Origin of the sequence: Algoriphagus faecimaris (genome assembly GCF_900101705.1) — a bacterium.
Classification (GTDB): Bacteria; Bacteroidota; Bacteroidia; order Cytophagales; family Cyclobacteriaceae; genus Algoriphagus; species Algoriphagus faecimaris.
Window position 1 is genome coordinate 1 of the sequence record NZ_FNAC01000022.1, and the last position, 20,183, is coordinate 20,183.

Annotated in this window: 21 protein-coding genes; 7 read left to right on the forward strand and 14 right to left on the reverse strand. The window is 42.6% G+C overall.

Going from position 1 to position 20,183, the window contains the following annotated elements; all coding sequences use genetic code 11:
* The 3 genes from BLQ57_RS21675 to BLQ57_RS12225 form a co-directional block, all read right to left on the reverse strand.
* On the reverse strand, nucleotides 1-280 hold a 280-nt coding region (locus BLQ57_RS21675; protein ID WP_175444671.1), incomplete at its 3' end, for a transposase family protein.
* A 523-nt stretch (nucleotides 281-803) separates the two neighbouring features.
* Nucleotides 804-1,091: a type II toxin-antitoxin system RelE/ParE family toxin gene (locus BLQ57_RS12220; RefSeq protein ID WP_087939846.1), complete on the reverse strand. Its 288-nt coding sequence runs from the start codon at nucleotides 1,089-1,091 to the stop codon at nucleotides 804-806.
* Nucleotides 1,091-1,318 carry a hypothetical protein gene (locus tag BLQ57_RS12225; protein ID WP_087939847.1) on the reverse strand — a complete coding sequence of 76 codons (228 nt, stop codon included), beginning with the start codon at nucleotides 1,316-1,318 and terminating at the stop codon, nucleotides 1,091-1,093. The genes BLQ57_RS12220 and BLQ57_RS12225 overlap by 1 nt, the downstream gene beginning before the upstream one ends.
* Nucleotides 1,319-1,592: 274 nt before the next feature.
* On the opposite strand from BLQ57_RS12225, the gene BLQ57_RS12230 reads away from it, so the two are divergent.
* From BLQ57_RS12230 to BLQ57_RS12240, 3 genes are read left to right on the forward strand one after another with little or no spacing between them, the layout of a single operon-like run.
* Entirely contained in the window at nucleotides 1,593-2,726 is a 1,134-nt protein-coding gene (locus BLQ57_RS12230; RefSeq protein WP_087939848.1) for a glycosyltransferase family 4 protein, read from the forward strand.
* Entirely contained in the window at nucleotides 2,723-3,871 is a 1,149-nt protein-coding gene (locus BLQ57_RS12235; RefSeq protein WP_240507815.1) for a glycosyltransferase family 4 protein, read from the forward strand. Before BLQ57_RS12230 ends, BLQ57_RS12235 begins: the two co-directional genes overlap by 4 nt.
* Nucleotides 3,847-4,971, forward strand: coding sequence for a DUF1972 domain-containing protein (locus BLQ57_RS12240; RefSeq protein ID WP_087939849.1), 1,125 nt, complete (start codon nucleotides 3,847-3,849; stop codon nucleotides 4,969-4,971). The genes BLQ57_RS12235 and BLQ57_RS12240 overlap by 25 nt, the downstream gene beginning before the upstream one ends.
* Nucleotides 4,972-5,005: 34 nt before the next feature.
* Here BLQ57_RS12240 and recG read toward each other — a convergent pair whose 3' ends face one another.
* Both recG and BLQ57_RS12250 read right to left on the reverse strand, forming a co-directional pair.
* Nucleotides 5,006-7,099, reverse strand: a complete 2,094-nt coding sequence (gene recG / locus BLQ57_RS12245) for an ATP-dependent DNA helicase RecG (RefSeq protein ID WP_087939911.1) — start codon at nucleotides 7,097-7,099, stop codon at nucleotides 5,006-5,008.
* 64 nt (nucleotides 7,100-7,163) lie between these two features.
* Nucleotides 7,164-8,225, reverse strand: coding sequence for a phosphotransferase enzyme family protein (locus tag BLQ57_RS12250; protein WP_087939850.1), 1,062 nt, complete (start codon nucleotides 8,223-8,225; stop codon nucleotides 7,164-7,166).
* Nucleotides 8,226-8,392: 167 nt separating this feature from the next.
* On the opposite strand from BLQ57_RS12250, the gene BLQ57_RS12255 reads away from it, so the two are divergent.
* Nucleotides 8,393-10,168, forward strand: a complete 1,776-nt coding sequence (locus tag BLQ57_RS12255; protein ID WP_087939851.1) for a sodium:solute symporter family protein — start codon at nucleotides 8,393-8,395, stop codon at nucleotides 10,166-10,168.
* Here the strand turns inward: BLQ57_RS12255 and gldD are convergent.
* Nucleotides 10,165-10,743 (reverse strand): gliding motility lipoprotein GldD, encoded by a 579-nt coding sequence (gene gldD, locus BLQ57_RS12260; protein WP_087939852.1) that lies wholly within the window; start codon nucleotides 10,741-10,743, stop codon nucleotides 10,165-10,167. The genes BLQ57_RS12255 and gldD overlap by 4 nt on opposite strands.
* A gap of 76 nt (nucleotides 10,744-10,819) precedes the next feature.
* On the opposite strand from gldD, the gene BLQ57_RS12265 reads away from it, so the two are divergent.
* Nucleotides 10,820-11,350: a DinB family protein gene (locus tag BLQ57_RS12265; RefSeq protein WP_087939853.1), complete on the forward strand. Its 531-nt coding sequence runs from the start codon at nucleotides 10,820-10,822 to the stop codon at nucleotides 11,348-11,350.
* A 44-nt stretch (nucleotides 11,351-11,394) separates the two neighbouring features.
* Here the strand turns inward: BLQ57_RS12265 and BLQ57_RS12270 are convergent, their stop codons facing one another.
* From BLQ57_RS12270 to BLQ57_RS12285, 4 genes are read right to left on the reverse strand one after another with little or no spacing between them, the layout of a single operon-like run.
* Complete coding sequence (locus BLQ57_RS12270) at nucleotides 11,395-12,003, reverse strand: nitroreductase family protein (RefSeq protein WP_087939854.1); 609 nt, start codon at nucleotides 12,001-12,003, stop codon at nucleotides 11,395-11,397.
* A 15-nt stretch (nucleotides 12,004-12,018) separates the two neighbouring features.
* Entirely contained in the window at nucleotides 12,019-13,371 is a 1,353-nt protein-coding gene (locus BLQ57_RS12275; RefSeq protein WP_087939912.1) for an FAD-dependent oxidoreductase, read from the reverse strand.
* Nucleotides 13,372-13,396: 25 nt separating this feature from the next.
* Entirely contained in the window at nucleotides 13,397-14,683 is a 1,287-nt protein-coding gene (gene kynU / locus BLQ57_RS12280) for a kynureninase (RefSeq protein WP_087939855.1), read from the reverse strand.
* A gap of 17 nt (nucleotides 14,684-14,700) precedes the next feature.
* Nucleotides 14,701-15,213 (reverse strand): 3-hydroxyanthranilate 3,4-dioxygenase, encoded by a 513-nt coding sequence (locus tag BLQ57_RS12285; RefSeq protein WP_087939856.1) that lies wholly within the window; start codon nucleotides 15,211-15,213, stop codon nucleotides 14,701-14,703.
* A gap of 112 nt (nucleotides 15,214-15,325) precedes the next feature.
* Here BLQ57_RS12285 and BLQ57_RS12290 point away from each other — a divergent pair, with 112 nt between their 5' ends.
* The gene (locus BLQ57_RS12290; RefSeq protein ID WP_087939857.1) at nucleotides 15,326-16,306 is read left to right on the forward strand and encodes a dipeptidase; all 981 of its coding nucleotides are present in this window, start codon (nucleotides 15,326-15,328) and stop codon (nucleotides 16,304-16,306) included.
* Complete coding sequence (locus BLQ57_RS12295) at nucleotides 16,306-16,914, forward strand: thiamine pyrophosphokinase (RefSeq protein ID WP_087939858.1); 609 nt, start codon at nucleotides 16,306-16,308, stop codon at nucleotides 16,912-16,914. The genes BLQ57_RS12290 and BLQ57_RS12295 overlap by 1 nt, the downstream gene beginning before the upstream one ends.
* Nucleotide 16,915: 1 nt before the next feature.
* Here BLQ57_RS12295 and BLQ57_RS12300 read toward each other — a convergent pair whose 3' ends face one another.
* The 4 genes from BLQ57_RS12300 to BLQ57_RS12315 form a co-directional block, all read right to left on the reverse strand.
* On the reverse strand, nucleotides 16,916-17,398 hold the full coding sequence (locus tag BLQ57_RS12300) for a GAF domain-containing protein (RefSeq protein ID WP_087939859.1): 483 nt from the start codon (nucleotides 17,396-17,398) through the stop codon (nucleotides 16,916-16,918).
* Nucleotides 17,391-18,416 carry a bifunctional diaminohydroxyphosphoribosylaminopyrimidine deaminase/5-amino-6-(5-phosphoribosylamino)uracil reductase RibD gene (gene ribD, locus BLQ57_RS12305; protein ID WP_087939860.1) on the reverse strand — a complete coding sequence of 342 codons (1,026 nt, stop codon included), beginning with the start codon at nucleotides 18,414-18,416 and terminating at the stop codon, nucleotides 17,391-17,393. Before ribD ends, BLQ57_RS12300 begins: the two co-directional genes overlap by 8 nt.
* Nucleotides 18,409-19,221: a DUF4382 domain-containing protein gene (locus BLQ57_RS12310; RefSeq protein ID WP_217639526.1), complete on the reverse strand. Its 813-nt coding sequence runs from the start codon at nucleotides 19,219-19,221 to the stop codon at nucleotides 18,409-18,411. Before BLQ57_RS12310 ends, ribD begins: the two co-directional genes overlap by 8 nt.
* A gap of 80 nt (nucleotides 19,222-19,301) precedes the next feature.
* A complete protein-coding gene (locus BLQ57_RS12315; RefSeq protein ID WP_169712753.1) occupies nucleotides 19,302-20,123 on the reverse strand; it encodes a DUF4382 domain-containing protein in 822 nt (273 codons plus the stop codon).
* Nucleotides 20,124-20,183 lie beyond the last annotated feature (60 nt).

Consider the following 20,183-nt stretch of genomic DNA (forward strand, 5'->3'; position numbering starts at 1 on the left):
CCCAGGGGACTTTTACAGTTTCGGTCTTGCCATCAGCTGTTTGTACTCTGGGAACCCGTGCATGAAGGAAACATTTATGTTGGAAAAAATTGAGATGCTGCCAGGTCCTTTCGACCGTATCATGGGTCTTCCCGTTCGGGAATTTAAAACCCTTCTCGAAGTCAAGATATATATCGATCTGGCCGTGGTGCCCAGCCTCAGGCTTTGTCATTATTATCTCCTTTACATGCCATGGCTTCTCTAGACCTAGGGCCATCTCAAAAATCTGATTGCTGTTCATGAAACTAAAATAGATACTTTCCCTAAATCAGTTTCCAGTTACCCACTATAAATCATCTAGAGCCTCTTTTACTCAAGTCAATTGGAATTACAGTTGAAGATATTTTTTCAAAGGTAACCTACGGCCACCACTGGAAGGAATATTCTGCGCAGGAAATCAAGCAGTATTTCTCATTACTATCCGATGATTTTGAGGTTCAAATCAATCCCTATCATTACAAAAACCATGAACTAAAGCCTCCCTTTTTGTTTTTTAAGCTTTTGTCAAAAATTGGAAACAAAACAAAAATCTTTGCTGATGATCTTGAAGTAATTGTTTCACTTAAGGATAAAACCAATTGGAAAATTGACCCTCCTCAATATTGATTTTAGCCAATATTAATTGTCGCGTTTCTCCAAAAAGTAGTTAACTCATTTCGAAAAAGAAGCAAAACAGCTCAATCAATTACAACTAGGCGATCAGGCGGGGTTTTATTTTAGGAGGTACTGAACATTTTGAATTTATAAAACCTCAAAAAATAAAATTAAATGCCCTTTATCTTGGGACTTTGTCTCACATCGAAGAATGAAAGAATAATAATTTTATCGCCTTTTAACCGATAAAGAATTCGTGTCTGGGGTGTAATTTGGAAACCTCTAATTTCTTTTTCTTCCACTTGTCCCATTTGAGGAAAGTTTTTGAGGAGATTGAAGATGTCATCTACCTTGACTATAAACGCTTGGGCTACGCCGTCTCCCCATTCTTTTTTGATAAAATCTACGATATTTTCAAAATTCCTCTTTGCTCTCGGAGTTAAGAAAATTCGGTTCATTATTTTTTCTTTATAGATTCCCAGTCAATTAAGTTCTGATCATCTTCAGATTCCTCGAAAGACAAATAAACCTCTTTCTTTTCTTCCTCAGATAAGGTTTTCCAAATCAGGCCTTCAGGAGCATTTTCTTTTAATTTAAGAAAATCATAAACAGTCTGGAGTAGCTCTTCATTTTCAATTCTATCTAGAATTTTATATAAGTCAGATTTTAATTCTAAAGTCCCCATTTTCTTTTTGATTTGTTTAAAATTACAAATTTTCTCTCAATCTATATTTCCCTTAATCCAAAAGTTCGAGGATGTTACTTTGCTCAAATCAGCTTAAATGCCACAAAGCCCAATCCCTTTGCCTACAATTAATCAGAAACTATTGAATAGTTGATTCTTCTAAATTTGGTACTCCCGCTCCAAACCGCCAAATTAGATATCTATTCTACGAAAAGGGTTTATGGCACAATTTTAACCACCGTTAGCAAGCAATCTTCCACAAATCTCCATTCTTTTGAAAGTCCTCCTTGATCTGCAATACCTCAATGTCGCCACCACCGGGATCAAAACCTACATGGTCGAGCTTGCCAAGGCCGCTCGAAAATACCCGCATCCGGAGGTGCAGTGGATTTTTACTCACGAACCTGAGGAGCAATCGAATAATGAAAAATTTAAGCAGTCCCAATCCAAATTGCAGCGACTCAATTACCACATGGATTACTTTCGCTGGAAAGAATTCCAACTTCCCGATTTGGTCAAAAAGCATGGTGCTGATGTACTGATCTGCCCTGATTTTGTCTCTCCTGCCGCCTCCTTGTCCTGCAGGAGACTGACAGTCATCCACGATGCATTTTTTTGGCAAACCCCTCAAAATTACCCGGCTTGGTGGCGCAAATATTTTATAAGCCTCATCAAAAAAGGGCTGAAAGAAAAAACCCATATTATCACTACCACTGCTTATTCGAAAAGATCTCTTCAAGAATATTTGAGTAAAGACTGGCCGATTTCAGTAATTTATCAGGCTCCGAAAGGCCTGAAAAATGCAGCCGACCCTCAGTTTTTAAATACCCTCAAACTTCAAGCCTCCGAGTACTTTATCCACATTGGGACCTTTGACCGAAGAAAAAATATCCCCCTATTAGTTCAAGCTTTCTGGGGTTATTTACAGCGCACCAATTCCAATAAAAAGCTGGTTCTAGCTGGTGGCCCTGGCCAAAGCAAGCAAATGAATGACTTTCCAAAAGTCCAAAAACTAGTCGAAAAACTTGGCCTGCAAGAAAAAGTCCTAGTGACAGGCTATCTCAGCGACACAGAAATCAAAGCCCTTTATGATAAGGCTTTCGCTTATGTTTTTCCTTCCGAAAATGAAGGCTTTGGCATTCCAATTCTGGAAGCCATGGGTTTTGGGATTCCCGTAATTCACTCCAATCAACCTGCCCTTCTCGAGGTAGCAGGAGAAGCTGGTCTTCCTTTTCAGACGGGAAGTTTGGAAGATCTAACTCAAAAGCTAATACTCTTGGATGAAGATGATAAACTCAGAAAAAGCCTGATCCAAAAGGGAAGTAAGCGATCAGAAGACTTTTCGGCTAAAAAATTTATTGATGGCTTTTATGATATAATCCTAAACGCAAAGCCTACTAAAAAGTGAAAATTCTGGCTTTACATTCCAGTGCTGATCTCTACGGCTCCTCCCGGATTTTTTTGCAGACAATGGAAGTCTATCTGGGGCAGAATATGGAAGTCCACGTGATATTACCGCATGCTGGCCCTTTAGAAAGAAAGCTCCTGGAATCAGGCGCCAAAGTCCATATCCAAAATCTTGGAATTCTCCGTAGAAAATATTTTAACCCAACAGGACTTGTTAACCGGCTAAAAAGAACGGTGCTTGCTTATCGTTTTTTGAATCAGCTCCATCAAACTCATCAGTTCGGTCTAGTCTACTCCAATACGCTAGCAGTAACTGTGGGTGCTTTTTGGGCTAAAAGAAATCAAGTCCCACATATATGGCATATTCACGAGATCATTCCTGGGCCTAAAATTCTCCTTCGATTTCTGGCGAATCTGTTAGATCAAAGTACAGCACAGCCCATTGCTGTTTCTCAAGCTGTGACCGATCATTGGCAAAAGCAATTAAGAAAATCCCAAATTCAGATTATTCACAACGGAATTTCCTATGAAGCTTTTTTAAAAGCCAAACCAATCCTCAGAAAGGAACTGAAGCTAGATGAAAACACCCTATTGATCGGAATGATCGGCCGAATCAATCCCGGAAAAGGGCAACTTTTCTTTCTCCAATTAGCTGAAAAGCTACTTTCTTCAAATCAAAATCTTCACTTTGTGCTGGTCGGCGATCCTTATCCTGGCTACGAATCGATTTTAGAAGAATTAAATAAAGAAATTAGAGCCAAGAAATTAGAAGCGAAAATAAGTTATTTGGGCTTTAGAAGTGATATTCCAGAAGTGATGACTTCTTTTGATATTTTTGTGCTTCCGTCCATTTTGCCAGATTCCTTTCCGACCGTGATTTTGGAAGCTATGGCTTGTGGCAAACCCACCGTGGCAACTCTTTCCGGAGGAGCAAAAGAGATGGTCAAACAGGGAGAAACAGGCTTTTTGATTCCCATTGGAAATGTAAATTCTGGGGTAGAATGGTTAGAAAAATTGATCCAAAACCCAGAGCTTCGCAACAAAATGGGATATGCGGCAAGGAATCGTGTCTTGCAGGAGTTTAGCTTGGAAGCTTACAAAGAGAAAATCGAAAATCACCTATGGCTGCAACTAAGAAAAAATTGAAAGTAGCCATAATGGGTGCCAAAGGATATCCCTACGTTTATGGCGGTTATGACACGATGATTAAGGAGCTTGGAGAGCGTTTGGTCCAAAAAAATGTACATGTCCGCGTGTACAATCATCGGGCACTATTTAGCGAAAAACCTCGCTTCGTTAACGGCATAGAATGCATTTACACACCCGCTATCGAGTCCAAAAGTTTAACTCAACTGACGCATACTTTTTTCTCAATGATCCATGCCTGCTTCTCGGATGTGGACGTAATTTTTGTAGTCAATTCCGGAAACGGACCTTTTGGATTGATCTCAAGAATCTTCCGAAAACCTACTGCCATCAATGTGGATGGATTGGAATGGCTCCGTCCCAAATGGAAAGGACTAGGCGCCAAGTATTTCTTTTGGGCCTCCAAAATGGCAACCAAATTTTACGATCAAATTATCAATGATTCAGATGAAATGCGAAGGGTCTATTTAGAACTTTTTGACACAGACTCCAAAGTCATCGCCTATGGGGCAAACTCCCGTGAAAGTGTCGACCAAGAGCCAATTAGAAAATGGAAACTTGAGAGCAGAGGCTATTACTTGATCGTCGGTCGGCTCGTTCCTGATAATAATGCTGATTTAATCATCGAGGGCTTTTTGAAGTCCCATTCGGATAAAAAGCTGGTCGTAGTCGGAGATGTGCCCTTTCAGGATACTTGGGCCAGTTCCCTAAAAAAAATTCAAGATTCCCGTTTATTGTTTACCGGCTATGTGACCGACCCGAATGAATTGGCTGCTTTGTATTCACACTGCTATGGGTATTTTCATGGGCATGAATTTGGGGGCACCAACCCCGCCATGCTAAAGGCGCTGGGCTATGGCTGTGCGATTTTGGCTTTGGATACGCCCTTCAATCAAGAAATGCTACAAAATGGAAAACATGGCTGGTACTTTACCAAAAAAGCAGATGCCGTAAAGCTACTTGTCGAAAAAGCAGAAGCCGAACCTCAAGTCATGGGTCAGCTCAGAAACACGGCCAGACAAGGATTGACCCAAAAATACAATTGGGATTATGTAACAGAACAGTATTTGAAGGTCTTTGAGGAATTGGCGAATAGGTAGATTTTAGCACCTGGGATAGGCGTTTGAATTTATTTTACGATATCCGACTCCAATTTACCGCTGTTTTCTTTTGGCTTCTAACCTGTCGAAGAATGGGTTGGTTTTGAGGCAAACTTAAATTGGGATCCTCAGCCAATACCTGCTGTGCCGCATCTCGTGCCAAAGTCAAGATCGGAGCATCCTTGCTCAGGTCCGCGATCAACAAATCGGTTATCCCACTTTGCTGCGTTCCCATCAGATCTCCCGGACCTCTCAGGCGCAGATCCACATCGGCGATTTCGAAGCCATCATTCGTTCTGACCATGGTTTCCAAGCGGACTCGGGAATCCTTCGAAAGCTCATATTTACTCATCAGGATACAATAGCTTTGCTCCGCACCCCGGCCGACTCGTCCCCGCAGCTGATGCAATTGTGATAGACCAAAACGCTCTGCATTTTCGATCACCATCACCGAGGCATTGGGCACGTTGACACCGACCTCAATGACTGTGGTGGCCACCATGATTTTGGTCTCGCCTTTGACAAAGCGCTGCATCTCATATTCTTTGTCCTGTGCTTTCTGAGACCCGTTGACGATGCTGAGTGGGTATTGGGGGAAAGCTCGGGCAATACTCTCATAGCCATCCATGAGGTTTTTTAAATCCAAGGTCTCGGACTCCTCAATCAAGGGGTAAACAATATACACCTGACGTCCTTTTTGAATTTCTTGATGGAGAAAACCAAACACCTTCAGTCGGTCTTTGTCATAGCGATGCACTGTCTGAATGGGTTTTCTTCCAGCGGGCAATTCATCAATGACAGACACATCCAAGTCCCCATAAAGCGTCATCGCCAAGGTCCTTGGAATCGGTGTGGCCGTCATCACCAAAACATGAGGATAATAGATTTCATTTTTAGCCCAAAGCTTGGCTCGCTGAGCGACTCCAAAGCGATGCTGCTCATCCACGATGGCCAATCCTAAGTTTTTGAATTGTACCACATCCTCCAAAAGCGCATGCGTTCCGATCAAAATTTTGAGTTCGCCAGACAGCAATTCCTCATGAATAATTTTTCTGCTCGATTTTTTCACCGAGCCAGTCAGCAAAGCGATTTTCATTCCCATCAGATCCGCATATTCTTTAAGCCCTTCGTAATGCTGATTGGCCAAGATTTCCGTAGGTGCCATCAGGCATGCCTGAGCTCCCGAACTGATAGCTATCAGCGCACAGATAAATGCTACCATGGTCTTCCCGCTACCCACATCGCCTTGGATCAGCCGGTTCATCTGTTTTCCGGATTTCATGTCATGATAAGCCTCACGAATTACCCTTTTTTGTGCTCCTGTCAGTTCGAAGGGAATATGGTTTTGATAAAAGTCTGTGAGCAACTCCGTGTTGTCTAGGACCTGTCCCCTGTACTTATCTGTTCGGGCGACTTTCATCATCAGGAGCCTGAGCTGAAGAAAGAAAAACTCTTCGAATTTGAGTCGCTTTCGGGCATTTTGTAATAGCGACGGCTCGGTCGGAAAGTGAATCTGTCTCACCGCCTCCCGCTTTCCGATCAGCTGATAGCTAGTTAAAATATCCTCAGGAAGAGATTCCTGAATATGAGCATAACTCACCTGAACGAGCTGCTCCATGATCTTGGAGATGCCTTTAGAATCCAGAAAACGGGCTCGTAATTTTTCGGTTGTCGAATAGACCGGTTGGAAAGTATTTCGCTTTTCGGAAGATTGTGTCAGAGGCTCCATTTCGGGATGGGCAATACTCCATTTTCTCCCATAAAGTGCCGGTTTTCCAAAGAAAATAAACACCGCTCCTGCCGGCAGTTTCTTTTGAACCCATTGGATCCCTTTAAACCAGGTCATTTCCATTTCGCCTGTCTCATCGGCTACATGAGCTACCAAGCGTTTTTTATTTCCCATTCCGATCAACTCTACTTTCTGAATTCGGGCGATCACTTGGACATTTTCGAGCTCGGCATGGAGGTGGCGAATTTTGTAAAACTTGCTGCGGTCTTCGTATCGAAAGGGATAGTGCTGCAGCAAATCCCCATAGGAAAAAATAGCAAGCTCCTTATTCAGCAGTTCTGCCTTCTGAGGACCTACACCTTTTAGAAATTCTATTTTCGTTTCAAAAAAACCGGGCAAAGCATCTGTTTTTAGCAAGAGGCAATTTAGTCCTCCGGTCAAAATTTTACTAGTCCATTGATACTTATTGTCTACTCAGGGTAGTTTTTTCCCAAATCAATTGGAGTTGACTCCGCTTTTCCTGCTGATCTCGAAGCAAAATCATTTGGTTTTTTGCACGATGTAAATTTTGCTCGGGATAATCGACCTTGTAATAGATATTTCCCTGGAGGTGATCGGTGAAAAATCGAAGTCCCATCATACAAGTCATTATTTCTCCTCCGATCAGCAACGACTGCAATTCTACTGCTGAAACAGTAGGCAAAATTCCCTCGAAATAACCCTCAAGAAGTGCTTCAAAAATACTTAGATCAAGCTGAATATCAGACCACTGGGTATTGATCTCCGAACGACTACAGGCCACGGTCCTTACCAAGTCCCCAAAATCATACAAAAGGTAACCCGGCATCACCGTATCCAAGTCGATAAGAGCAGCCACTTGCTTCAAGTTTTGAGAAAAAATCAGATTATTGATCTTCGTATCATTATGCGTCAATCTCAGCGGAAGGTTTTTGGTCTGCGCTTTATAATTTTCAATCAGGGGATTTTGACACAGGTAAAATCGCAGGATATCCGATTCCTCTTCGGTCCATGACGCTTTAGCTCCAGCTACCATTTGAAGCCTTTCGTAGCGAAGGTCTAGGCGATGAAAGTCTGGAATGGTTTCCTGAAAAAGTCTCATATCAAAAGTTGCAGTAGCTTTAGCAAATTCTCCGTAGGCCTTCCCTGCTAAGAATGCCAATTTCGGATCTGAGGTCTCCTGCACCGTCACTCCCTCCACAAAATCAAATAACCTGTACAATTTTCCATCTTCATCAAAGAGTGATTCTCCTGCTTCTGTCAGTTTGGGCAAAGGAAGCTCGTAGGGCAGCCGGTCAATATCAATTTCTGCTTTTAGCTGAGCTAGGTTGGAGGCTATCCTATCCGGGTACTGGAATACCTGATCATTAAAACCCTGGAGAACAAATTTTCCGATCTTACTTTCCACCAAAAAGGTCTCGTGAATTAATCCCTCTCCGAATGGGCGAAAGGAGAAATCGCCAAGACCATAAGATTGGGCTACTAAATTTTGAAGACTTTGCTGCATAGGGCAAAAATAGAAAGGAGTTTTGGGAATTAATTCGGCTACTTAATTTCTGTCGAAAATAATAGAAGAATAAAAAATCAGCCATTGTTTTTAAAAAATATTAAAAAAGTAAAAAGACATTTAGCCAAAATTTTGTTAATTGGCTCCTTCAAAAGAACCCAAAACCTATGAATGTCACCGCTATCGATTGGGCTATCATTGCTGCCTTTTTCGTTGTCTCATTATTGATTGGATTATTTACCTCCAAAAAAGCCGGTTCCTCTGCCAAAGAATTTTTTCTCTCTGGTAGAAATATGCCATGGTGGCTACTCGGTGTATCTATGGTGGCTACTACATTCTCTGCGGATACACCCAATTTGGTGACGGATATCGTTCGGAAAAACGGAGTAGCGGGCAATTGGGCTTGGTGGGCATTTTTGCTCACGGGTATGCTCACGGTATTTGTCTACGCCAAACTCTGGAGAAGATCCGAGGTGACTACCGATTTGGAGTTTTACGAATTACGGTATTCAGGCAAAGGCGCGGCTTTTTTGCGTGCATTTAGAGCGATCTATCTCGGGGTATTTTTCAATGTGGTCATCATGGCTACGGTTTCCCTGGCTGCGATCAAAATCGGCGGAGTAATGCTAGGTCTGAGTCCTGTAGAGACATTATTGATTGCCTCAGTCGTCACGGTAGTTTATAGCTCATTGGGAGGTCTCAAGGGGGTTTTGCTTACTGATTTCTTTCAGTTTTTCATTGCTATGATAGGGGCTTTTGGAGCTGCGTATTATATTTTGGATTTACCGGAAATCGGAAGCTTGCAAAACTTACTCACTCATGAAAATGTAGCCGATAAATTAGACTTTATCCCTGATTTCCAAGACCCCAATGTGTACGTTCCTCTCTTTATATTGCCAATCGCCATTCAATGGTGGGCTACTTGGTATCCGGGTGCTGAGCCTGGTGGTGGTGGCTACATCGCGCAGCGTATGCTTTCGGCCAAGGATGAACGAAATGCAATTGGAGCCACACTATTTTTCAATATTGCTCACTATGCCTTACGCCCTTGGCCTTGGATCATCATTGCCCTTTCCTCACTGATTATTTTCCCTAATATTTCAGATATGCAAGCGGCCTTTCCTGATGTGGCGGTGGATAAACTTGGGGATGATTTGGGCTATCCTGCCATGTTGACCTTTTTGCCCACCGGCCTACTTGGTATTGTACTGGCATCTTTGATAGCAGCGGTCATGTCCACGCTATCCACACACCTCAATTGGGGTTCATCCTATATCGTAAATGATTTCTACCTGCGATTTATCAAGCCGGAAGCCGAGGATAAGGAATTAGTAGCTGTGGGCCGGATTTCTACCGTTGTACTGATGGTTTTGTCGGCTTTTTTAGCCTTGGCTTTATCCTCAGCTCTTGATGCTTTTAATATTTTGCTACAAATCGGAGCTGGAACCGGATTGATATTCATTCTACGTTGGTTCTGGTGGCGTATCAATGCCTACACAGAAATTTCCGCCATGGCCATTTCTTTTGTAGTAGCGATTTTCTTTGAGGTAATCAATCCCAAGGTCAATTGGATCATGATCCCAGAAAACCAAGCTTACCTCAAGCTCGTCTATTCTGTATCTATCACTACGGTTGGTTGGTTATTAGTGACCTTTTTGACACGTCCTGAAAAAGACGAGGTGCTCCTTAGCTTTTATCGCAAAGTCTATCCTGCAGCCTATGGTTGGAAAAAAGTGTTGGATCGCTATCCAGAGGAAAAACAAACCGTCGGAAGTCTTCCCAAAGAAATTGGATTGATGCTCGTGGGTTCGATAATGGTTTATGCAGCACTATTTGCCACCGGTTTTTGGATTTACGGAGAAGTACTCGGCGGAGTCATCGCCACTGTAGTTGCTCTTGCCGGAGGCATAATCATCATCAAATCCTGGAAAAATCTCCGTTAATTATCAAATTTGACCGAATTCATCAGGTGGGCCATGTCCACCTTGATGTATTCGATTACGGGAGCGAGGGAGTCATTTTTCATCGCCGTATTGAAGTATAGCGCTCCTCTCAAAAAGTGATCCGTGGAGTCTGTCACAAAAAACTGAAACTGCGTAGGGACCTCACCGGTCAACTCCGCCACAACTCCAGTATATCCATTGGGAGTCAGCAATACCGCCTCTTCTATGCCATAGGCTTTGATCTGATGCTGCGCTGTCAGCTTAAAAGCATCTGTGGCAAGCGTCCTGAAATCAACATTTTGTTCACCGATGGCTTTATAAGTCAAATGAACCTTAGCGCCAAAATCTTCATAGTTGAGATTGATCCAATATTTTTCTTGGGGATTGAAAGAATCAAGCTCTACGGTACTATGCTGTGAATATTCCAACTCATAGGGAAACTCTCCTTCTAATTCCAAAAATTGATGGGGGGGAAGGTCTATCCTATTATATCCGGGAGGCTTGGGTAGATATGCTTTTTCACAAGCCATACAAAAAATCAACAGTAGGAAAGATAGTCTTAGAAAATACTTCATGGGGTAAAATTACAATTCGAATTTGATATGAATACTGAAACACCGAAATTTAAGCAACAAACTAAATAACAGTGATATGAAAAGAAAATTGGATACCCTTTTGAAAGTCCTATTCTCAGGACTAATGGTGTTTGCTTTTGCCACAGCCTCTGCACAGACGACTATGGAAGAGTTTATGGCCAAATGGGAAAACAGCAAGCAGTTTACAATAGATGTATTGAATAAAATGCCAGATTCGGGAATGGACTATAAAACAGACCCGGAGGCGATGACCTTCAAAGAACAAATTCATCATATTGGTTCTGCAGTCGCGGGTATTTCTCAAGGATACCTTATGGGACAAGACCCTGGCTTCAGCATAGACTTGGCTTCGGCTAGTAAGGCTGAGTTGGCGGATTATGTGGGGAAATGTTTTGATTATGCAGCAGCTACGATGAAAGCTTTGCCAGCTGATAAGGCGGGAGAGGTAATCGAGGTTTTCGGAAATCAAGTGAGCAGAAGACAAGTCATGGCTCTTTTAATGGACCACAGTACACACCATAGAGGTGCTGCGATAGCCTACCTTCGCGCCAATGGCGTCACACCTCCTGCCTTTGTAGGATTTTAATTTATTTCTAAAAAAGGGCTGTTGAAAAATCAACAGCCCTTTTTTTATTCTCTTATCCAGCCTACTTTATCAGCTATAGGTTCTCGCTTGCCGGTTGGCCACCTATCAGAAGCGGGCTTTGCTACGTAGAAAAAGCCCATCAGCATATCTTCACCTTCTAGACCAAAGTCCTCTCTCGCCTCTGGCCAAAAAGTCGGTCCACCCGTACCCCAATATGCAGCTAAACCATAAGCAGAGGCAGTCAAATACATGTTTTGAACAGCCATGGAAACCGCTGCTATTTCTTCCATCACAGGAATCCCTGAATTTTCGGTTCGCTTCATTAGGATTGCGATCACATGAGAAGCCTTTAATGGGTTTTCTTTAAACTTTTGATACGTAGCTTCGATAAATGGAGTCCCATTTTTCGCTGCTCTGCTCTTGTACATTTCTGCCTGATAGTTGGCAAATTTTTTCAAGCCTTCTCCCGTGTAGACGATAAATCTCCAAGGCTGAGTCAACTTGTGAGTAGGAGCCCAGTTGGCGTTTTCCAGCATTTCTTCTATGACGGAGTCGTCGACAGGGTCATTTTCTTTAAACTGTGCCACAAACATGGAACGACGCCCACGAATAATTTTGGTCACTTCTTCGATATTGAAATCGGGTTTTTCCATAAATCAAATAGGGTTTTATACTGCTTTTGCAGTTTCCATTTTGTCGATAATATCCGAATAATCCAGCTTGTCCCAGTTTTCTGTGATAAGGGGGTCAGCCATTACTTTGTCCATAATAGCTTGTTGCAATTTGCCCTGTGCATAGGCCTCTGCATAGCCCATATCAGAAAAAGTCACCATCGAATACAAAGGAATCCAATCATTAGGATACAATTCATTAAGTCTAGCCTCAATCTTCTTTCTAAGGATAAATTTGGGGTCAGCCACTGAATCTCGCATTTCTACAAAATTTTCCATGGCAAGCTGACAAATAGCATCCGTATCAGGCTTACGCTTCTTCTGAAATTTTTCGAAAACTAAGTCCCATGAATTCAATCCAAATTTGTCAATCAACTGATTGAGCACATAACAATCCTCAAATCCACAATTCATTCCCTGACCGTAGAAAGGCACCATAGCATGCGAGGCATCACCAATCAACAAACTATGTCCCTGCACCCAGGGATAGCATTCAATATTGATCAGTGCAGAGGTAGGATTCCTGAAAAACTCCTCTTTCAGATCTGGCATCAGTTGATAGGCGTCATCAAAATAAGATCTGAATACTTGCTCCAAATCTGCCGGATCATTAATTTTTTCGAAACATACCTTAGTCCCCTCAAAAGGAAGGAAAAGTGTGCAGGTGAAAGACTTATCTGGGTTGGGCAATGCAATCAGCATAAACTTACCTCTAGGCCAGATATGGAGGGCATTGGGATCCATGGCAAATTCTCCCTCCACTGTAGCAGGAATCGTCAATTCCTTGTATCCATGAGAAATATACTCTTGCTGATAATTGAATCGAATCTGCTTTTGCATGGCCAGTCTAAGGGATGAGTAAGCTCCGTCAGCTCCGATAATTACAGGCGCTGTTAGCTTTTTAATTCCTTCTTTGTGCTCAAAGCTGATCTCTTGTGTACGGAAATCTACATCCACACATTTGTGCTCAAACTCGATTTCGGCACCTAATCGCTCGGCTTCTTCGGCTAGCAATTGATTGAATTTTCCCCGTGAAATAGAATAAATAGCCTGATCTTCTTTTCCATAGGAGATAAAAGTCGTCCCCCCATGCTCATCATGCACTTTTCGACCGTACATGGGTATAGCCAAAGGCATGACCTTATCTTTCAGGCCTACCTGTTCTAGACTTTTCCAGCCTCGATGACTCAAAGCCATATTGATGGACCTTCCACCTTCGAAATAGGGTGTTTTTCTTTTGTCAGGACGCTTGTCGTAGACAGTGACAGCTAGTCCTTGTTTTCTGAGATATATGGCCATGAGGGAGCCGATCAAACCGGCACCCAAAATGGTAATTTCGTTATTTTCCATGAGGAGGTTGTTTCCCACGCTTTATTTAAGCGAATTTTTTGAGGGATTGTTCCAAAATCTTTGCAAAGCGGAACACATCCATGTAGCTGTTGTATAGCGGGGTAGGAGCAAGGCGAATGACATTGGGATTTCTCCAATCACCTACTACACCTTGCTGATACCATTCATCGAAGACGGCTTTTCCGCCACGATGAATCAGCAAAGATAGCTGACATCCCCTTTCACTAGGGTTTTCCGGAGTAATTATTTCCAAAATACCAGTACTGCCGCTGATTTCTTTGATTAGAAACTCCAAATACCCAGTCAATCGTTCACTTTTCTGACGTAGACGCTGTATTCCAGCCTCTTGAAATATATCCAAGGAAGCCTGATGCGCAGCCAAAGCCAAGACATTAGAATTAGCCAACTGCCAGCCATCAGCTCCATACATCGGAATAAATCCCTTTTCCATAAGAAAACGCTGCCCTTCATCATGTCCCCACCATCCTGCAAAGCGAAGTAAATCCGGGCGCTGAGCAAAGCGCTCATGAATGTAAATTCCAGACACATTCCCTGGTCCTGAGTTCATGTATTTGTAGCTACACCAAGTCGCAAAATCCACGTCCCAATCGTGAAGAGCCAAAGGGACATTGCCGGCTGCATGTGCCAAATCAAAGCCTGCAAGGGCTCCCACTTCGTGAGCCGCTGCTGAAATAGCTTTCATATCAAACACTTGACCTGTATAATATTGTAATCCAGCCATATTGACCAAGGCGAGTTGCTCGCCCTGCTTTCGAATCTCCGCTAAAATATCTGCTGTCCTTAGGGTATGCTCTCCAGGTCTCGGATTGAGTTCTACAATCACATCATCAGGGTTCAAGCCATGATATTTGACTTGAGTCTCCAACATGTATTGATCGGAAGGAAAAGCTCCTTTCTCAATTATGATTTTAAATCGCTTAGCAGTAGGCCGGTAAAATGAAACCATCAGGAGATGTAAGTTGACCGTCAGGTTATTCATCGCCACCACTTCATGCTCATGGGTGCCTAGGATTTCCGCCAAAGCCGGTTTGGACTTTTTCCGAATATGGTACCAAGCGTCTTCTCCATGAAAATGTCCGTCCACAGCCAAGTTTGCCCAGTTACTTAACTCCTTATCAATGTATTTCGAAACTGACTTGGGCTGTAAGCCTAGGGAATTACCACAGAAATAAATGGCTTCTTGACCATACACTTTTGGGAAAAAAAACTGACTTCTAAAATGGGAAAGGGGATCCTCTCGGTCCATTCTCAATGCAAAATCCTCCGAAAATTCAAAATTCATCTCGCTCATGTATCGCTATCTATCTACTACTTTTCCATGACAGTACCGCATTTTTTGCAGGTCCTGTTTTCCATATTGTTCCAAAAACGCTCCATAATCGGAGGCAGCTGATTGACTATGTCTGTGAGCTCTACATACTCTTCGTGGAGTAAGTTCCCACAATTTTCACAATGCCAGATAAAACCATCTTTCTCTCCGGCCCTTCGATAGCGCTCTACTACCAAACCGACGGTATTGGCCGGCCGACGTGGTGAATGGGGTACTCTTGGAGGTAATAAAAAAATCTCCCCTTCTTTGATTTCAATATCTTTTGGCTTCCCATCCTCAATCACCTTGAGGACAATGTCTCCTTCCAGCTGATAAAAAAACTCTTCTCCTTCGTCGTAATGATAATCTTTACGGGAATTGGGTCCTCCTACGACCATGATAATAAAATCATCATTTCCTTTGAATACCTGCTGATTTCCTACAGGAGGTTTCAGAAGATGTCTATTTTCATCAATCCAGGTTTTAAAATTAAAGGGTGAGCTCAAGGCCATAGTATTTGTTTTTTTGGGTGAAAGGATCTTTCCCTGATAAAACTAATTTTCAACATAAAAGTATTAAAAAAGCCCCGTTTTTTTGATTTACTTTGTTTAAAAGCCTACTCGAATGCCATTACCTATCTTTGATCTGCATTGTGACCTGCTCTCTTATTTGGCAAAATTTGATGATACTGATCCTTTTGACCCAAAAGAAATAGCCTGTGCCGTCCCTCATCTTTTAAAAGGAAATGTAAAGGCTCAGGTAACTGCCATTTATACCGATGTCAGGGCTGATTCGATGAACTTAGGGCTGAAGCAGGCAAATTTATTTGCTAAGCTAATCGAAAACTATCCCGAGACTTTTTATGCTTACGAGCCTGGAACAGCCTTTCAAAATGAAGGCATTGGGATTTTTGCAGCTATCGAAAACGCAGCTGGACTGGGGACAGAAAATGCCACTTGGAGTGAAATTTACCATCAATTCGATTGCATTGTAGAAAAAGTCGGTACTCTGGCTTATGTCAGTCTGACCCATCATACTGAAAACCGCTTTGGAGGAGGTAATTATACAGAAGGAGTCGGGCTGAAAGAGGATGGCAAAAAACTATTGGACCATCTATCCGGCAAAAAAATACCCATCGACCTCTCGCATACTTCAGATCTGCTGGCTGAGGGAATTTTAAACCATATCAATGCTCAAAAACTCGATATTCCCGTGATTGCCAGTCATTCCAATTACCGCACTATCTGGAATCATAAACGTAACCTCAGTGATGAATTTGCCCAGGAAATCCTTCAGCGAAAGGGGATCATTGGGGTGAATTTCTTAAGGGCATTTTTGGACAATGACGTCCCTGAGCGGCTTTTTGAGCATATTCTACATGGATTTGAACTAGGTGGCGAGAATGCACAGTGCTTTGGGGCTGATTTCTTTTATACCAAAGATTTTCCTGATAAAAGCAGACACCCTTTTTATTTTCCTTTGGCAGAAAATGCTTCCAAGTATCCCTCCATCCTGTCTAGTCTTAGCGAGCAGCTGACTCCTTCTCATTTAGAAAGAGTGGCTTGGAAAAATCCTTTTGAGTTTTATAAAAACCTCCACAGCTGATGTCTTCTCACCATTTTGTAAAAGAACAGCAAGAACCTGCAGTCGTAATCTTAAACACTGATTCAGTACGGTTTGAGCAGGTAGCCCCACTTTTGGAGTGGGTTCCTACGGTTTTGGTTTGGCAAAACTGTCTGGATGATGTCCTAAGCTGGGGTGTAAAAATTGACGTCATACTGGCAGAAGAAGAATTCCAAAGAAAAAATCTTCAGCTCTTGGAGGAGCAGTACCCCATTCGGTTTTTGAGTACTACACCACAAAATGTAGTTTCAGATAGCTTGCATTATTTAAAGGCTTCCTCCCATAGCGCTGCTCATTTGGTAGGTTTTCAGCATACTGAGGTTTCACAGTTGGAGTCTTTTTTGGATTGGATGGACCTTACACTTTTAGAAGGGAATTGGCGGTTTTACCCTGTAAAATCTAGGCATTTCAAAAAATGGTTTCCTAAATCCACAATAGAAATCTACGGAGAAGAAAAACTGCCGCTGGAAATCGAAAATTCAAATGGTAAACTTCTATTTCCCCTTTATTATGCTACCCTACTCGATGTCCCAGAAGGAATCACCGAGATCCAAGCACCAAAACTTTTTTGGATAGGGGAGAAGGTTTGATTTAGATTCGTTCTGCGAGGATGGACATGATTTTTTCCAGTCCTGTCTGATCCTGCTCATCAAAATCATTCAACTGATCACTGTCTACATCCAAAACCATTATTACTTGGCCCTCCTTGATTACAGGAACTACAATCTCCGATTTACTTGCTGAACTGCAGGCAATATGACCGGGAAAGGCATCTACATCGGGTACCAATTGGGTCTTAGCTTCTTTCCAAGCCGTCCCACAAACACCCCTTCCATAAGAAATCCTAGTACAGGCAATTGGGCCCTGAAAGGGTCCTAAAACCAACTGGTTTTCTTTTACCAGATAAAACCCCACCCAAAAGAAATCAAAAGTTTGCTTAAGCGCAGCGGCAATATTTGAGAGGTTGGCATAGAGATCCGGCTCTCCTGTGATCAGCGCCTCTATTTGAGGAAGGAGGGCTTCATATTTTTCTGATTTATGGGCAGTAGAAGGAATAAATAAATTCTCAGACATGGTAATAAATAGCTAATTGATCAGATTGAATTTGGATTTGCTCTGAAGGCATTTGGTTCATGAATGGGGCTTTGATCCCCATTTCAAATTTATTTTGGCTAGTAAACACTCGAGCTTCATCCCAAAGTTCGGCCTCCAAAAATTGATTGATCACAAAGGGTCCTCCCTCCACGATCAAGCTTTGTGTTTTTCGCTCCTGAAGGTCAGATACTATCTCATGAACGATAGAATCAAATGAGATTTTTTTGAATTCAAGATTTGCTTTGATCTCATCTAACTTTTGGTTGTAGCAGACCGTCGGCACAGCTTGATCAAACAATTTCAACTCTTTGGGGAGCGAAAGCTGCCGGTCTATCACCAGCCTAAGTGGGTTTTTCCCCACCCAATCCCTGACATTCAAAGCTGGATCATCATAGAAGGCCGTATTTTTTCCTACCAGAATAGCATCTTCTTCTGCTCTCCACTTATGAACCAATTGTCTACTTTGAGCATTGGAAATCCATTTGGATGAAAAATCATTTCTAGCTACCAGACCATCTCGGGTTTGTGCCCATTTGAGGATGATATAGGGACGGTTTTTTTCAATTGAGGTGAAAAAACGACGGTTTTGCCAGCGGGCAGCCTTTTCCAAACAACCCGTTTCAACCTCAATTCCTGCTTTTTTTAAAATTGCAATTCCTTTTCCTCCCACCAGCGGATTAGAATCTACAGCGGCGATGACGACTTTTTTTACATTTTTTTCTACTAGGAGGTTAGCACAAGGGGGGGTTTTACCAAAATGAGCACAAGGCTCCAAAGTGACGTAGACTGTCGCTTCTTTCAGCAATTCTTGATTTTCTACCGCATGAATTGCGTTGACCTCGGCATGAGCTTCACCATACTGCTGATGGTATCCTTCACCGATGATAGCATCCTCATGAACTATCACGCAACCTACAAGAGGGTTGGGACTGACTGCTCCACGGCCCCACTCGGCTAGCTCCAATGCCCGACGCATGTACTGCTCATCCCTATTCATCGTCCACAGGGGCAAGGTTGAAGGTAATCGGTTCCAGAGAAAGAGATTCTCCTAGGATGACCTCTACATTTCTGAGTGTGTCCGGTAAATACCGGTCGTCTTTTGGGTCTAGATACAAGTCGTAAGTGCCAGGAGAAAGTCTCATTACAAAGCTACCCGAGCTATTGGTATGCGTGCTGCTTGAGCCGCTACTTCCTACAGCCAAAATCGACGGCTTAATAGTAGTAGGTCCAAGCCTCCCTTGAATCTCACCAAAAGTACCAGGTAAAACAGCATCCACCTGCGGGGTCAATGCTAAGGTGAGCGGATCGGATTGAATCGTTTGGATAGATTGCTCTAGATCAAAATCTAAGATTACATCATAGGAAAGACCCGCTTCAAGGTCAAAAAGAATGGGTATTGGTACCTCATCGGAAAAATCGGAAGCAATAGGGATAGCAAAACGATCTTCATCTTGCCATAAAAAATGTCGAGTCCCAAGAATCATTTTCATACCAATCAATCTACCCGGAGGTAAAACGCCTCTGCCCAAAAGCAAGACTTCGCCAGCCACAAGATCTGAAACTTTGATTTGCTTATCTCCTAGGTCATAGGGAATAAAAATACTTTGGGATTCGGTCTCCCTTCCCACCGCATTGATTGATACCTCTACTCCTAGGATTTCTACAAAAACAGAATCATAAGAAGGAGGTGCGTCTACAAGAACTATGTTTAAAAGTGCTTCAGGACGATTCTCTGAGCTAGTACATGCCCCCAAAATACAGGAGCACAAAATTGAAATAAAGAAAAAGCGGCTAACAATCACAGTATAAATTTAGTCCAAATTTGACAAAGGAAGAAAGGTATAAAAATAAGAAAGCCGGTTCGCCGGCTTTCTAAATTGTCTTACTCTTTTTCTTCCAATGTAATAGGGTCTACGACCGTCATTTTTCCATCTTCTACCAAGACTCCCTCTCGAGCAATGGGAGAAAAGGAATCGTTTGGAGTAATCAAAAGAGCATAGGTTCCAGGCTCTAATCCCTGAATTTTAAAATTACCATTAACGTCAGTGAATGTGGAAAATACTTCTCCATTCCTTTCAGCTTCCACCGTGACTGGACCTGCCTCAGTAGGCAAAACTTGTCCCATGATCCCTGCTGCTTCTTCCATGTAGGCTCTCAATACGGGCTTCAAAATGATATTCCCAGAGTTGCCGGCCACTACAATAGACTTGGCTACATCAAAATCAATAATCAGATTGTAGGATTGGTTAGGCTCGATTACCTCATCCACTTTCAGCTTTAGCCCGCTCTGCTGAGCACTAGGCGTTTGCATTGCAATCTTTTGACCCTCTGAGATTACAAAATTATTGTCTCCCAGAATCAATCTAATTTGATGAATTCTTCCTGATTCAAAGCTTGAATTTCCGAGGAGCTGAGAATTATTTCCTGTCAGATCCATCAGATTGACCATTTTGCTGCCTTCCTCGTAAGGGATTTCTTCCCAAGTCGAATCGTCATCATCATCTCCGGCCAATTCATCTCCTCCGGCTTTCACTCGAAGTGCCAAAACTTCCACCCATACCTCTTCAAAATCTCCCGGTGCATCGACCAGGTAAAAATTCACTTGCGCTTGACCCTCTTCCATTTCGGGAGAATCATTCAAATCACAACCCAATGTGAAAATGCCCACAAGAGCAAACATAAAATAGGAAATGTACTTTTTCATAACAATAATTGGTTTAGTGCTGACTCTATAAAGCCAATGACCGTGCCACAAACTTGTCTT